This window comes from Nostoc sp. (genome assembly GCF_036917465.1).
In the GTDB taxonomy this organism is placed as follows: domain Bacteria; phylum Cyanobacteriota; class Cyanobacteriia; order Cyanobacteriales; family Nostocaceae; genus Nostoc.
Window position 1 is genome coordinate 115,744 of sequence record NZ_JBALDL010000085.1, and the last position, 15,895, is coordinate 131,638.

11 protein-coding genes and 1 pseudogene are annotated in these 15,895 nt (G+C 39.9%); 7 read left to right on the forward strand and 5 right to left on the reverse strand.

What is annotated here, in order from left to right; translation table 11 throughout:
- Positions 1–12: 12 nt before the first annotated feature.
- Positions 13–273 carry a hypothetical protein gene (locus tag V7K38_RS20275; protein ID WP_334860192.1) on the reverse strand — a complete coding sequence of 87 codons (261 nt, stop codon included), beginning with the start codon at positions 271–273 and terminating at the stop codon, positions 13–15.
- A 43-nt stretch (positions 274–316) separates the two neighbouring features.
- On the opposite strand from V7K38_RS20275, the gene V7K38_RS20280 reads away from it, so the two are divergent.
- Positions 317–1,312: an aldo/keto reductase gene (locus tag V7K38_RS20280; protein ID WP_334860193.1), complete on the forward strand. Its 996-nt coding sequence runs from the start codon at positions 317–319 to the stop codon at positions 1,310–1,312.
- Between the two features lie 12 nt (positions 1,313–1,324).
- Positions 1,325–1,909, forward strand: a complete 585-nt coding sequence (locus V7K38_RS20285; RefSeq protein ID WP_334860194.1) for a TetR family transcriptional regulator — start codon at positions 1,325–1,327, stop codon at positions 1,907–1,909.
- A gap of 38 nt (positions 1,910–1,947) precedes the next feature.
- Here the strand turns inward: V7K38_RS20285 and V7K38_RS20290 are convergent, their stop codons facing one another.
- Positions 1,948–3,414, reverse strand: a complete 1,467-nt coding sequence (locus tag V7K38_RS20290; protein ID WP_334860195.1) for an MlaD family protein — start codon at positions 3,412–3,414, stop codon at positions 1,948–1,950.
- Between the two features lie 159 nt (positions 3,415–3,573).
- Positions 3,574–4,356, reverse strand: coding sequence for an ABC transporter ATP-binding protein (locus tag V7K38_RS20295; protein ID WP_334860196.1), 783 nt, complete (start codon positions 4,354–4,356; stop codon positions 3,574–3,576).
- A 769-nt stretch (positions 4,357–5,125) separates the two neighbouring features.
- Here V7K38_RS20295 and V7K38_RS20300 point away from each other — a divergent pair.
- The 4 genes and pseudogenes from V7K38_RS20300 to V7K38_RS20315 all read left to right on the forward strand — a co-directional run bounded on the left by V7K38_RS20300 (position 5,126) and on the right by V7K38_RS20315 (position 9,806).
- On the forward strand, positions 5,126–6,169 hold the full coding sequence (locus tag V7K38_RS20300) for a threonine aldolase family protein (protein ID WP_334860197.1): 1,044 nt from the start codon (positions 5,126–5,128) through the stop codon (positions 6,167–6,169).
- 54 nt (positions 6,170–6,223) lie between these two features.
- Positions 6,224–6,460, forward strand: a complete 237-nt coding sequence (locus V7K38_RS20305) for a hypothetical protein (RefSeq protein ID WP_334860198.1) — start codon at positions 6,224–6,226, stop codon at positions 6,458–6,460.
- 347 nt (positions 6,461–6,807) lie between these two features.
- Entirely contained in the window at positions 6,808–8,028 is a 1,221-nt protein-coding gene (gene chrA, locus V7K38_RS20310; RefSeq protein WP_334860199.1) for a chromate efflux transporter, read from the forward strand.
- Positions 8,029–8,487: 459 nt separating this feature from the next.
- Positions 8,488–9,806: pseudogene (locus V7K38_RS20315) on the forward strand (glutathione S-transferase family protein).
- A 213-nt stretch (positions 9,807–10,019) separates the two neighbouring features.
- Here V7K38_RS20315 and V7K38_RS20320 read toward each other — a convergent pair.
- Both V7K38_RS20320 and V7K38_RS20325 read right to left on the reverse strand, forming a co-directional pair.
- Positions 10,020–11,111, reverse strand: coding sequence for a hybrid sensor histidine kinase/response regulator (locus V7K38_RS20320; protein WP_334860200.1), 1,092 nt, complete (start codon positions 11,109–11,111; stop codon positions 10,020–10,022).
- A 625-nt stretch (positions 11,112–11,736) separates the two neighbouring features.
- On the reverse strand, positions 11,737–15,105 hold the full coding sequence (locus V7K38_RS20325) for a PAS domain S-box protein (protein WP_334860201.1): 3,369 nt from the start codon (positions 15,103–15,105) through the stop codon (positions 11,737–11,739).
- A 420-nt stretch (positions 15,106–15,525) separates the two neighbouring features.
- Between V7K38_RS20325 and V7K38_RS20330 the strand changes: the two genes are divergently transcribed.
- Positions 15,526–15,891 (forward strand): hypothetical protein, encoded by a 366-nt coding sequence (locus V7K38_RS20330; RefSeq protein WP_334860202.1) that lies wholly within the window; start codon positions 15,526–15,528, stop codon positions 15,889–15,891.
- Positions 15,892–15,895 lie beyond the last annotated feature (4 nt).

The following is a 15,895-nucleotide window of genomic DNA, read 5'->3' on the forward strand; positions in this document are numbered from 1 at the left end:
GTTTGACCTGCACTAATCCTCACTTACATTGCACAAAGGCAATAGGGGATATGGTAGCGTAAGTTTTGCATCTGGTGAGGATAAATATCTCTGCACATCCCTTGACTCAGTTACTTCAAGTTTAGCTGTGCGATTCAGTACTGAGAGTACCACAGAGCGGGACACCAAATAGCCCATCGAAGATATTGCGATCGCTACTACAGCACCGCTAATCAGACATGATGCGAATAGTTTCTTAACAAAGATTGAATGACAGATATTGATTTTTGTCATTTGACTGGTATCATAGTTTTATCACCACAGTGGAGAAGTTGCTATGTTGTCGCGTCAACTCGGAAAAAACGGTTCAACAATATCGGCGCTTGGGCTTGGCTGTATGGGTATGTCTGATGTTTATGGGACAGCCGATCGCAAGGAAAGTATTGCAACAATTCATGCAGCCCTTGATGCAGGTATTAACTTACTAGATACAGGCGACTTTTACGGCATGGGACACAATGAACTACTGCTAAACGAAGCCTTAACAGGACGGCGGGAAAATGTCTTCATTGCTGTTAAATTCGGTGCGCTGCGCTCTCCTGATGGCAACTTTATCGGCTTCGATGGTCGCCCTGAAGCCGTGAAGACTTCACTTGCTTATACATTGAAACGACTGGGAACCGATTACATTGACCTTTACCAACCAGCCCGGCTCGATCCGAAAGTGCCTATTGAAGAGACTATTGGGGCGATTAGCGAAATGGTGAAAGCTGGATATGTTCGCCAGATTGGTTTATCTGAAGTGGGTGCAGATGTAATTCGCCGCGCTCATAAGACTCATCCAATCGCTTCGCTTCAGATTGAATATTCCCTCCTGAGTCGTAGCATTGAAGATGACATCCTGCCAACCGTGCGGGAATTGGGCATTGCTGTCACCGCTTATGGAGTCCTCTCACGGGGATTGTTGAGCGGTCACTGGTCGAAAGAACGCTCTGAGCAAACGCAAGATTTTCGAGTACATCTACCCCGCTTCTCTGGAGAGAATCTGGATCGCAATTTGTTGCTAGTCGAAGCCCTGCGCCTGATTGCCGAAGAACAGAATGCAACGGTTGCTCAAGTGGCAATTGCTTGGGTGCTGTCGCAAGGGAAAGATATTATACCGCTAATTGGCGCACGGCGTTGCGATCGCTTAAATGAAGCTCTGGGTGCATTGGATTTACACTTAAATAAGGATGATATCGCCCGGATTGAGGCAGCAGTGCCACTAAATGCCGTAGCTGGCGATCGCTATAGCCCAGAACAAATGGCAATGCTCGATAGTGAAAAGAGGTAAAAAAATTATCGCATGAATGATTCACCTTTGACACCGGAGCGGATTCTCGATGCAGCAGAAGAAGTTTTGCGTCGTTACGGTCTGGCAAAGGCAACAGTGGTCGATGTGGCTCGCTTTTTAGAGGTGAGCCACGGCACCATTTATCGGCATTTTCCCAGCAAGGCTGCCCTGCGCGATGCAGTGGCAGAACGGTGGTTGCATCGGGTTTCCACACCCCTAGCAGCGATCGCCCAAGAGCCAGGTTCCGCCAGAGAACGGTTGCACCGATGGTTTGAGCAACTCATGACTCTGAAACGTCAAAAAGTCTTGAAAGAACCAGAGTTATTTGCAACCTATTCAGCGATTACCCAAGAGGCACGAGGGGTAGTTGAAGCTCACGTTACTGAACTGCTCAGGCAAGTCGCTGCGATCGTCGAGAGCGGTATTTCCACTAACGAGTTTGGGGTAACTGATCCGCAAGCAGCAGCTAAGGCAGTATTTCAAGCAACAGTTCGATTTCACCATCCAGCCCACGCATCCGAATGGAGCGATCCAGATATCGATAGGGACTTTGCCCAAGTATGGCGCTTGATACTTGCTGGATTAGTGGCAGTTTAGTAGTGTTGATTACCCAGTAGCGATCGGCTGAAAAACTGTTACTTAAGATTGTCAAGCTGTGTTGTCTGTTTCCCAGTCTCCAGTTGCTTCCGTTGCTCACCATACTCTCGCAGATGTTTCAACAGAACTTCTTGAGATGAGCTAGGGATAGACGGACTGGGAGTTGGTTCAAGGGTGATTTCAGTACTTTCAAAATTAGTAGGTAAAGGATTAACTCCATAGACGGGTAGCGACTTCTCATTAGACATCGCCTGTTTAGTTGGTGCTGGGGTAGGAATTAGATTATTTTGTTTATTCACAGCAGCTTTTACCGTATCTAGAGTACTAGCAACTTGCACTTGTTGCTGCATATCTTGTGTAGAAGAGACTAAACCACTTAAACCATTCACCAATTGCCGTAAATTTTTGCGGAATTTAGGATCGCCTGTCAATTCATCTAAATCAGATGTAATTTTTTGGGTATTTTCAAAGGTTACTCGTGCTGAATCTAAAGTTTGTTGCAGCAACACTGCATTTTTAGGATCGTTTAAAGTTTTAGAAGCATCGCGTAAATTAGCTGAAGCTTGGGCTGCATTTGCTGAAAGAGTTTCTAAATTGTTGAGTAATTCTCCTTTAGTCAATCGATTGACAGATGGTGATAGGCTACTGACTGTAACACGTAGTTGGTTGCTGGTTTCGGTGATATTATTTAAAGCGCCAACTAGTGAAGAACGATTTGTTGTTAACAGATTATCCAGATTGGTGAGCAAACGATTTGCTTGAGTTGCACTTGTACCGAATTTATTTAGTGTTTGACTCGCCGATGCATTAAGTTGGTTTGTCGCTCGTTGCACTGAATTAGCAGTCGCAGAAAATGTATTTAGTTGTTGCCTTAAGCTTTTAGTCAAACCTTGTAAATCTTGACTTAGCTCAGTAAAACTAGATGCTGCACCTGTGGTAGTTTCTATAACCCTATTTACATTTCTATAAAATTTGGGGTTATTGTATGAAGCCGATAGCTCAGTTGAACTGCGAATTAATTCATCAACACTAATGCCAATCTGACCTGGTAAGCGAGAGCCATTACAGACAATAAGACTATTATCACAATTTTTATCTAAGGGTTTAGCAAGCACAGCCCCAGCAGGGAAAGTTGTTTTTGGTGTAATGTCGATAATACTTTCGCTAATTAATCCACTTTGATTAGCTTCCACCACCACATTTCGGGGGATAATTAAGTCAGTTTGGGAAATTTCAATTTCTACATCAATAGCATTTGGCCCTGGTATAACTTTGGAAATAGTTCCTACTTTCACACCTCGATAGCGAACCACTGTTCCTTTTTGCATTCCGCCAGCGTTAGCAAATTCTACAATAATTTTGTATGAACGGCCAGCAGCAGTAAATCTATTTAACCACAGAAAGAGTAACCCAAATACCCCCAGTCCTAGCAGGAGCAACAACCCCACAGAGCCTTCTCTAAATGTTCGCCCAGAAGCGAAGCGGCTTGTCATTAGACCTCGCATTTTTTGCCTCCACCAATAATTAGTTATGAGTAGAGACGCGATTCATCGCGTCTCTACAAGAGTTGGGAATTGAATTTAACTCTCACTCTTTATTCTTAACTTTTAACTCCTCATTCTTAACTCCTCACTTCTAACCCCTAACTCCTAACTTTGGACTTTCTAACCAGCGACTTTAATCGGCCCTTGCACACTTCCACTTATAAATTGTTTTATCAACGGATTTTCTGTGTTGTATATCTCACTAACTGTACCCTGCCACTGGACTTTGCCTTCATAGAGAAATATAAGTCTATCAGCTGTCCGCCGGATAGTGCTGTCTTGATGGGTAACAACAGCATAAGTACTACAAACTCCATGTAGACACTGCAAATGGCGGATTAAATCTTCGATTACTGTTGAGGCAATAGGATCGAGTCCGGCTGTCGGTTCATCGTATAGTAGAACTTCTGGGCCTTCTGAGGGATTATCGGGGTTAGACATAATCGCACGGGCAAAACTTACCCGTTTTCGCATTCCCCCGGAAAGTTCGGCTGGATAAAGATCGCTGATTGATGGCAAACCGACCATTTCCAATTTTTCGTGTACCAAATCTCGAATGCGCGATCGCGACAGCTTTGAATTTTGATAAAGTAAAAATCCCACATTCTCCTCCACCGTCAGCGAATCAAATAGCGCCGCCTGCTGAAACACCATGCCAATGCCAACCTGCTGGCCACCATCCTCAATCAAACCGTCTCGCCGCACCCCTTGCACATAAATTTCTCCTTCATCTGGACTAAGTAACCCCGCTATTACCCGTAAAATTGTTGATTTACCAGTCCCTGATGGCCCAATAATCCCCAGCGCTTCTCCCCGGTAAATGGTCAAGTCTACATTATCTAGAACTTTACGGCTACCAAAGGACTTAGAAACACCTTTCAGTTCAATCAATGGTTCAGTCATTAGTTATTAATCACTTGTACTGAGCTTTGCCGAAGTATTAGTCATTGGTGAGCCAGTGCCTTGGGCGGGTTCCCTAATTTGTTACCTTTACAAGGAAGCAAGCTACGCGCAGTATCTCCCCCTTCTCCCAAAAGGAGAGGCTAGCGCCAAAGGAGAAGCAACTAGCGTGGTTTCCCTGATGAACAGCCGGTGTTAGCAACATTCGCGTAGCAGACGCACCAGAAGGAGCATCACCCAGTGAGTTATTAATCAGTATGACTACTCACAATTAAGCAAAGGACAAATATGCCCAATCAGTGATGTCATAGTTCTTAGTAGGGCATTGTATAGCATATTATAAGTATATGATTCGCATTTTAATTAGCAAACTCTATTTTTCTAGCATAATATTATTTACGATGTTCATCGTCCCATAATCCTCTCAAATCAAGCCTGACAAAGATACCGTAGTAACTTAACGTCTCAGTAAAGACCAACTTAGACCCCATTTGTGGACATCAGCAAATCGATTCAATAGTATAAATATACTAGTCAAAGTTATAATTACTCAAAGCAAATATAGCAATTCGATTTGATTTCTGGAAAACGTAAGTATATATATTGGCATATCAAGACTAAATTTGTGCGTTATATTTATAGTTTCTTAGGGGTAAATCCCTACTAATAGCTTTTAGCTATCACACTGTTTTAGCCATGCCACTATGTATATTTAAAAAATCAAATATGATTTCTAGAAAAATAGATAGTGTTAAAAATCAAAGTAAAAATTATGAGTAACAACTTAGAACAGTTTGCAAGTGATAATTCTTCTGGTATTTGTCCAGAAGCGCTGGAATATATGATTAAGGCAAATCAAGGTAGTGTTCCAGCTTATGGAAATGATGAATGGACTCAAAAAGCCACAGATTATTTTCGGGAACTATTTGAAATTGATTGTGAAGTATTTTTTACCTTTAATGGTACAGCCGCAAATTCTTTATCTTTAGCAGCCCTTTGTCAGTCATATCACAGCGTCATTTGCCATGAAACATCTCATATAGAAACAGATGAATGTGGCGCACCTGAATTTGCATCTAATGGCTCTAAACTTTTACTAGCTCCAGGGAAAAATGGCAAGTTAACATCAGAAGCAATAGAGGGAATTGTCACTAGACGTAGTGACATCCATTATCCCAAACCTAAAGTTATTAGTATTACACAATCGACCGAATTAGGAACATTATATTCCATCGGAGAACTTCTAAAAATTCAAGAAGTTGCGAAAAAGTATAACTTAAAGGTTCACATGGATGGCGCTCGGTTTGCAAATGCAGTTGCTGCTATGAATCAAAGCCCTGCTGAAATTACTTGGAAAACGGGGGTAGATGTGTTGTGCTTTTGTGGTACTAAAAATGGAATGGCATTAGGTGAAGCGATTATTTTCTTCAACAAAGAGCTAGCAGAAGATTTTGATTATCGATGCAAGCAAGCAGGACAGCTAGCCTCAAAAATGCGCTTTATCTCGGCTCCCTGGTTGGGCTTATTAGAAACTGGTGCTTGGCTAAAAAATGCTAGACATGCTAATCAATGTGCTGAATACTTAGAAAATCAACTACTCAACATAAACATAGAAGGCGTTGAGTTGATGTTTCCTAGAGAAGCTAACGCTGTATTTGTAAAGTTACCTGAGCAAGTTATTCACACTTTAAAAGCAAATAACTGGCAGTTTTATACATTTATTGGTGTGGGAGGAGTACGTTTTATGTGTTCTTGGAACACGACTCAATCAAGGATTGATGAATTGATTGATGATATTAAAAAAGTAACCGTCTAATCAAAATCGCTGTAATTGCAGTCTGAATCACTCTCATACCTTTCTTTTTCCAACATGGAAGCAGATTGTATCCCTAAAACGATCGCACCAGCAAGCCAGCAAATGCAAACTGGCTTGATAACTTCCAAAACGTTGGTCAAGCATTATCTTGAAGGTATCAGAGAAAAGTTAGTGATTTTGTGCAGCTACCAAGCTTTAATCTTTAGCCTAGCCCTGCCAAAGCAAGTTCTAAAGTTTCTTCTATCTCTCTGCGTCCTCAGTGTCTCTGTGGTTAAAAAGTCTTTTATTTAACCACTTAAAATACATAAAACACAGATTAAAGAAGTTAATAAGGAGGTTAGGGAGCAAAATTTTTACGCACTTTCAAAGGGTTAGCCTTAATCTTTTAGAGGTTGTTTGAAAAGTCTTGGGCTGTGATTTTAGGAACTTGTTGATCCCCCCTAACTCCACTTAAAAAGGGGGGAACCGGAGTCAAAGTCCCCCTTTTAAGGGGAGCCACTGCGGTCTTGGGGTCTCCCCAAGTGGAGCATGTGGCGTGGATTTAGGGGGATCTAAAACTTTTGATATCGATAAGAGAACTTTTCAAACATCCTCTTAGGAATAATCTAGAAATATATGAAAAATATTTCCTAGCAAAAATGACTAACTCAGCACCAAGTCGTTTAGGCGAACTCGCCAAACTGTTTTTTAAACTGGGCGTTATCGGCTTCGGGGGGCCAGTTGCCCATATCGCCATGATTGAAGATGAAGTGGTTAAGCGTCGTCAGTGGTTGACAAGGGAGCATTTTCTGGATTTGCTGGGAGCAACTAACCTAATTCCTGGCCCCAATTCTACAGAAATGGCTATCCATATAGGATATATCTATGCAGGTTGGCTGGGGCTGATTGTGTCAGGTGTTTGTTTTGTCTTACCTGCGGTTCTAATTACTGGCGGGTTTGCTTGGGTTTATGTTGCCTACGGTACTTTACCTCAAGTAGCTCCCTTACTCTATGGCATTAAACCGGCTGTTTTAGCAATTATTATCAATGCCCTCTGGGGCTTGGCGAAAAAAGCTGTGAAAACTCGCCAATTGCTGATGATAGCTTTGGCTGTGGCATTACTGACATTATTATTGAAATTAAATGAAGTAATTGCCCTATTAACTGGGGGATTGCTGGGTATGCTTTGGTTGCATTCTGGCGATAAAAACGACAAACCAGGAGATAAAGCCAATTTTTTGATTGCTAGTCTCACCACAGGCGCGACTTTAAAGGCATCAACAGTTGTTGCTGCATCGGTAGCTACTGCATCTACTATAACCAACATTTCTTTATGGCAGTTGGGTTGGTTTTTTCTCAAAGTCGGTAGTGTTTTATTTGGTGGTGGCTACCTTTTAGTGGCTTTTCTCCAAGGGGGATTAGTTGAAGAATATGGCTGGTTAACACAACAGCAGTTACTAGATGCGATCGCAATTGGTCAATTTACTCCTGGGCCAGTATTGTCCACTGCTACGTTTATTGGTTATATCATTGCTGGCATACCTGGCGCAATTGTTGCTACAATCGGAATTTTTCTACCTTCTTTTGTTTTCGTAGCTGCCCTGAATCCCTTAATTCCCCGCTTACGAGCCTCTTCTTGGACTAGAGCATTTTTGGATGCTGTGAATGTTAGTGCTGTAGCCCTAATGGTTGTTACCACCCTGCAACTGGGAGCAGCAACTTTAAGATTACCACAAGCCCCATTTGTAGATTTTCTCGGTTTGGCGATCGCTATCGTCTGTGCCATTTTAGCTATTCACTTCCGTATCAATGCTGCATGGCTAGTCTTTGGTAGCGCTTTTATTGGATGGGGCGCTTCACTCTTGGGCTACTCTCGTTGAAATTACATACATATTTAAAATATATATATTAAATCTTGCTTTCAAACTATTTTCATGTGATAATAACCATTAACTCCGGTAACTTAGTAGATTTTAGGGAGTTATTATCATTAATATACTTATTAAGTTTTTAATTAAGTAAGCTGGGGAGAATAACTCAAACTATATTAACTAATGTAAAAATATTGAAATTAGTTCGTAGAGACGCTACGCAAACGCTACAAACCTTTAATTATTTACGCCGACTTACTTAATCTGTTTAAAAGCTATAGCAATCCGATTTGATTTCTGAATCACTCGTAGAGGTAAGGGACTGGGGACTGGGGACTGGGGACTGGGGACTGGGGACTGGGAAGAAAGAATAAAGGTGTACTGAGTTTTGTTCAAAAATCAAATATGAGTCTCATATAAGCACTTTCCTTTATTTAAAAAAGTTAACTTAAACTCAGGTGAAAAAATATATCAATTCAAGACACAGTATCTAATTGGGAACAACTATTAGAAATTGCCCAAAAAAATACCTCTGCTCGACGAGTGCGTAGACCAGGGCAATCGCCTTCTACTGCTCCCATTCCTAGTAGTCTTCATAAACTGCCACCAGATACAGAGCCGCCAGTATTGCTCTACCGGGATACTAACTCTTGGTGTCCATTTTGCGAACGGGTTTGGTTTGCTCTCGAAGAAAAAGAAATTCCCTTTGCAACAGAGTTTATTGACTTGACTAACAAGCCTAAATGGTATACAGATTTAGTTCCTACAACCCTTGTTCCGGCTGCCAAAATTGAGGGCAAGTTAGTCTATGAATCCAAAGAAATTTTGTTGGCATTAGAAGAACAATTTGGGCCTACTTTGCTTCCTGAAGACGCAGAAGAAAACACTGTTGCTAGGCAGTGGCTTGAAGATGCTGAAACCAATGGTGTCAGAGATACAGCACTTACGGCAGCTATGAGGTACATTCTCAAAGCTGAAAGCTATGATAGAAGAGGGGCAAGAGGAAAACTGTATTGCATAATAGCCGGAAGCGCTGTATCGCTTACAAATTTCTGAGACAAGCCCCTGAAGATCCTCAGGAATTAGCAAGCTTACAGGCAGCTTTTGAAGCTAAATTAGACGAGCTAGAGCAACTTCTTGGAAAGTATTCTGGCCCCTACTTTTTGTCAACATTTAGCGTAGTAGATATTACCTATAGCCCTCATTTAGACCGCTTGGCGGCTAACTTACCTGTTTATCGAGGATATCACCTCAAAGGAAATCCCCAGTATCCTCGCATCAACGCTTGGTTTGAAGCACTCAAACAGCGTCCCGCCTATCACCGTGTCAAATCGGATGATACCAACAACAATTTACTTCTGCGTCGCCGATGGGGTGTGACACCAATCGGTAATCCTTTACCCCCAGATCCAGCAACTAGCCAGGAAATCCAATTTCGGGCAGAGGCAGCTGAGAGATTGACTGATAACCGAGAAGTTGCTTTAGGAGATATCTTAAAAAACTCCGGGGTGCAAGCATTGGCGGTTAATGGCGACACAACAGCCGTGAAGGAAGCAGTTGATTTTCACCTCAGATTGCTGGCTGACTATCTCATTAATGGCAATGGTGCAGCATTACCGTGGGGACGCGTGGGCGGTAAAGACAATGCCGATCCGACTGTGGCGGCGGTTGGAGCCATCACACTCGCTTATGTGAGAAATCGCATCTGTGCGCCACGGGATATGAGCGCTGGTGCAGCAACTGCATTCCGGGCAGCAGCAGATAAAGTTTTGGCATCTCTTTATTAGCGATCGCTAATCGGCATTCAACTTGCATAATCAGGGTGGGCATCTGCTCACCCCACAAGATATTGAGAAAATTTCAATATGCAAATTAGATGTGTTTTAGCCGATTAAGTCCGAGTAATTAGTTTATCAATAAAGCCAGGAGGTAGAAGGAAAATCGCCTGATATTCGCCCACTCACCACCGCTACGCTATCTAGCCGCGATGCAAGCATACCCTAACAAGGCAAAGAAACACTGACAATAGTCTCTTTCTCAGGAATGCTATCGATTGTGAATTCACCACCATATAATTTCACTATATGCTGAACAATAGCCAGCCCTAAACCAGAGCCTTGTTGCTCCCATAACTTTCGATTAAACTGTACAAAAGCTCCAACTTTATTAATCTCTTCAATCGTCATTCCTTTGCCATTATCAATTACATATAAATTAAATTTATTACCTTCTACTTTACTCATAATTTTAATTTCATTACTTGGTAAAGAGAACTTTAAAGAATTATCAAGTAATTCTTCAATAATAGTAATTAATTTCTCTTCTGGTAGCTGGAGCGTAGATTCTTGGATATCTAGCTTTAAATCTTTTTGTCTACAACTTTCTGTAGTTTTTTTGAGAGCAACTTCACTAATAATTTTTTTAGCAAAGCATCGATCTCTTTTTTCTTTTATTTGACGAGCTTTTTCGGGATTTTTAGCTGTCAATTCTAGATTACTATATAATAAAAATCTTTGAACTAATGCATTCAACCGATTGGCAGATGTGTAAATTAATTCTGCAATTTCGACTTCTTCCGAGGTAGGTATGATTTCACAATTTTCTATTAAAAACTGTGACATACCAAGAATACCATTTAAAGGAGTATTCAGTTCGTGAGGTAATGAGTGAGCGATATTCATTCTGAGTTCGTCTAGCTTGGCTTGAGTTTGGCGCTCAACCAAAGCGTGCTTTTCAAGACGAGAAGCGATCGCACGGAGTAGTTCTTCAGGACTAAATGGTTTAGTTAAATAATCATCTGCTCCAAAATCCATACCCTGACGAAAATCTGAACGCTCTGCTTTGGCGGTAACAAATATTAAAGGTATATTGATAGTTGCTTGGTTTTGGCGCAGAGCAGACAATACACTAAAGCCATCCAACTCCGGCATCATAATGTCGCAGATAATTAAATCAGGTAATTTATTTTGGGCAATTTCTAATCCAACTTGACCGTTTGGAGCTATCAAAGTGTCAAAATCAGAAAGCTGTAAAATTTCCTGAATATTCTCCCGAACTTGAGGTTCGTCTTCTATGATTAAAATTGTCTTCATCTAACAATATGTCATAACATATAAGGTCTGGTTTTTCTGTTTTAGCAAATCGTAATCCTTCTAAACCATTATTTGCACTAATAGGATGAAAATATGAAAAACTTAAAATCTTTTGAATATTTTAACAAGTTGAATTTCATCTTCAATTCCTAATATTTTTTTGTTCATTGCCTGATTGAAATACTGATTTTGACTAGGCAATTATATTCTGTCTATAAATGCAGTTACTTGATAATTTGGTAATTTACATTAAATCCTTAATAAGAATAAGTAAGTGGGTCAAATTAAATATAAAACCTCAGCCTGCCTCCAGCTTCCCTCTCCTTACTAAGGCTAGGGTGTACACACAAATCGGAGTTACTTTGAGATCCGGGTTTTACCCCCCTTAATCCCCCCGATGTATTGGGGGGAAACAAAAAAATCTAGTTCCCTCTCCTTGGAAAGGGGAAGGAAAGGGTGGGGGAATTCGAGAACTGGTAGTGATTCGATAACTTGTGTGTACACCGTAGTCTTAGTAAGCAAAAGGATTGAGGGTGAGCTTTGATCTTATATTTAATTACGCCTACCTACTTATGCCAACTTTATTATTCCCTAAAATTATTGACTAATAACACATTAAATACTTTCAATTGAGGAGATGGCTTATAATTACTGGTAGTTCCACCCTAAATATCGTACCTGCTCCCACCTGACTAGCAAGGGTAATTCTCCCTCTATGAAGGTCTATACACTTCTTAACTATCGCCAAACCTAATCCAGTTCCTGGCGTATTCCCAACATTACTCGCTCGGTAGAATGGTTCAAATAAGTTTTGCTGTTCTTCTGGTAAAATACCAATACCTTCATCTTGAATTAGAAAAACTGCGCTTTTATCTTGAACTAATAAATCAATTTTAACATTACTGCCATGTCGTGAATATTTGACAGCATTTGACAGTAAATTGCTCAGTATCTGTCGCAAAATTTTCTTGTCTGTACAAGCCGTAAAGAGATCGTCTATTGATGAATTACCCCAGTACTGGGGACAGAAGGTTAAAGTATGGTTGGGAGAACTTAGTTGAATTTCCTCTACCAAGGAGTGACAAAAATCAACTAACTTAGTACAAGTTGGTTCAAATGCTAGTTTTCCTACTTCAGCCTTATTAATTAGCAAAATATCATCTAAAAGTTGAGTAGTATGTTGGACGTAAGTCTGAATACATTGGAGATGTTTTTGCTTTTTTTGTTCATCTAATTTATGGCTAAAACTGTTTAAAATTCCAGCAGAAGAAGCAATCACAGCTAAAGGAGTTCTGAACTCATGGGAAGTCATAGAAATGAAACGAGATTTTAACTCATTTAGTTCTTTTTCCTTCTCTAAAGCTTTACAAATATTTTCTTCAGCTTGTTTGCGTTCGCGTATATCTTTAACTACCCCAATTACATAAATAGGTTTGCCAATGGGATCTCTAATTAGAGAAACTGTTAGATTTACCCAAATTACATCACCATTTTTATGTAAATAGCGCTTTTCTATGGAGAATGTCTCTACTTCTCCTGCTATTAGTTGTTGCAAATCATTCAAATGGGCTTGTGTATCCTCTGGATGCGTGATATCTCTAAAGTTTTTATTCAGGATTTCTTCTGGGCTATAGCCTAAAATTTCACAGAAGTTCTGATTAACTTTAATAAAATTACCATCTAAAGTTTCTAGTTTAATCCCGACAGCTGCTTGATTAAAAATAGCCCTAAGTTCCGCCTCACTTTTTTGTAAATCTAGAGTGCGTCGCTTAACCCTGAGTTCTAAATCTTGATTGAGTTTTTGTAGAGCTTCTTGCGCTCGTTGTCGTTGCAGTTCAGCAGATGCTCTGGCTGCAAATACTTTGAGAATTCCTTCAAATTTATGGTGGTCAGGTATAGGCTTTTCATCTATTATGCATAATGAGCCAATCGGTTGACCAAAATCATCACTCAAAATAACTCCCATAGAACTTTCGGCTCGCATCGCCACCCATCTTTCAGCAGTCGGGAAAAGTTCTTGAATTCCTGAAGAACAGTAGTAAAATCCTTCCTTGAGTAAAATTTCACAAGGTGTTGATTTTGGCTCATAGTAAATATTGGGTTGTAAATGCCCATCAGACCAAAATCCCAAAGTGTGAACTTGCCCATCAATTAACTCAGTTACCAAAGTATGAGGAACATCTAAAGTAGAAGAAATATGCTCAACTAATGCAGGAAAAAAGTCACGCCCGGTAGTAGAAGCAGTACTTTCTATCAAACTTTGTAAGGCTATTTCAGCTTGTTTGCGTTTTGTAATATCAATTCCTATTGCAACAGCTGCTGTGTTATTTTGATATTTTTGAGCAACGAGCAAGTAATTGCATATTTTGCCGTTGATTTGGGTATCAATAACCCTAGAATCTGCCACATCTTGCCTATTTAAAAATTCACGCATAAATTCTGTAAATTGCCGACTATTTTCCATAAAGCCCAATTCTTGACCAATAAAAGCATCGGTAGTCAAGTTAAAACTTTCAGCTAAATGCCGATTAACTCCTAAATAATATCCATCGGAATTGACCCAAGAAACAAACCCAGGTACTGCATCTAAAACCGTTTGTAATTGCTCTTTTGCTTGTTGCAGATTTCTTTCTGCTCGTTTGTATTCTGTAATGTCCTCGGAAATACACAACAGATATTCAGGCTGTTGGTCTTTGTCATACAAAGGAATTTTAGTTGTGTGTAAAATTCTTTTGCCAAAACTAGGGTTATCAATAGGTTCTTCAGGAATATCTTGAGGTACACCAAGAGCAAAAGTTTCTAGGTCTTTTTGACATAATAAGTCTGCTTGTTCTGTCGGAAATAATTCGTAATCTGTTTTGCCAATAGCCTCATCTGCTGTGATGCCAAAAATGTTTTCGCAGGTATGATTCCAGAGTTTTAATTTGCCAAAACTTTCTGGTTTGGCATCTTTAACAAACACAGCTACTGGCAGATTATTAATCATCGACTGTAAAAAGTTGCGAGTCTGCTGGAGTTCCACTTGGGCTTTTCGACTCTCGGTGATATCAATACCTGTACAGACGATATACTCAAGTTGATTATCCTGATTAAGTAAAACCTTGTTTGACCAAGAAATGAAGCGTCGATCGCTATCTTTAGTAACTAAACAAGTTTCGTAACGTTGAGGAAATTCTCTCTCTTCTAAATCTTTAAAAATTTGTTTTATACATTGTGTTATTTCAGGTAACAACAGAATATCCCAAACAAATCTTCCTTTAACGTCATCAAATCCATAACCTGTAGCTTGCTCGCAAGTATTATTAAAGCGGACAATTCTTCCCTGACAATCTAGTACAATAACTAGAGCATCTGCTAAATTCAAAATAGCCGAAATAAAATTCCGCTCTAATCGCAATTCTGCCTCGATTCTTTGGCGTTCTGCAAGTTTAACTTGTGCATAATTGTAGAGTCTGGCTTGTTGAATCGAAACTGCTAGCAGACTAGCAGGAGTAACTAATCCAATTAATTCTCCTTTCTCTCCAACAATAGGTAAATGGCAAATTTGATGTTTCTTCAACAAATTTAACGCAGTAAAAATATTTTTAAAATCTGTTAACTTTAATGTGATTAATTCTTTTTTCATCACTTCGGCAACACTGATTCCCTCTATATTCTTGCCTTGTGCTGTCAGCTTAATTAAATCTCTCTGCGTAATTATCCCTTGTAACTGGGAGTTTTCTATAACTAAAACACAACTGGTAGCTTGAGATGTGATGCTATCCATGTTTTTATTTGAGCTTGCCAAATAATTGGTATCCTTGATTGGCAAGCTATCACAATTAACTGCTGCTTCATTGATTAGCGCAATTACATCTGGAAGCAGAATTTCAGGGTTAACAATGAGCGGATGACGAATGATAGTCAGTTGGAAATTGTCAGAAATTACAGGGTTGTTAAGCATTATGTATAGATGTATCAAATCAAAAATATCTTTAAGAATATCTTTACTCATAGTTTTTCAAAAAGCATCAGTATTTTCTATGATTAATTGACTCGGACATTTCTTATGGGAATCTTATGTCATAGTGAATAGACGCAATCAGAGAAAGGACAAATAAAGTTAAATCATTGTTTAAGCGAATAACTAATATTTGAACAAACAAAAATATTTTATAAAGAAATTACAGATATTATGCGATCGCAGGATTATTAGAGCGAGTATAGCAATCCTATTTGATTTATGAAAATTGAGAGGCTCAGATCCCCGACTTCTCGAAGAAGTCAGGGATCTTGTTGTTCACGAATGATTTAAGACTGCTATAAAACAAACTGACTTTTACCATTAAGTAGCAAAAAGTTTGCTGAAAATTTAGTTACAGACTGCTAATTTTCGAGATGAGCAATTATCTGCGCCGGAATCCTTTATGGAATTTTGCGGGTTCTAGCATCACAGGATGTCCGCAATAATGTTTTATATCTGACTTTCTATCTACTGATGGGAGCTACTTGGGTAGGAATAGCTGTAGAAGCCTTTCTCTTTTGTGGCTTAAGCGTTCGTGATGATGCCATAGAAAGGCAGAACGCAGCTGTTTCTTATAGTATTAGCGGTGCTTTGATTGGTGTAACCCTCTGCTTCGCTGGTGGAAATATTGGAGATGGCCCTGGCTGGTGGGTTGTTGTCTATTTAGCAATGCTACCTATAGGTGCATGGTTTTTGTTATGGCTGGTTGTAGAATTTTTCACGCAGATTTCTGGCATTGGTTGTTTGGAAGTGCGATCGCTCATTACGATAATATAACTTC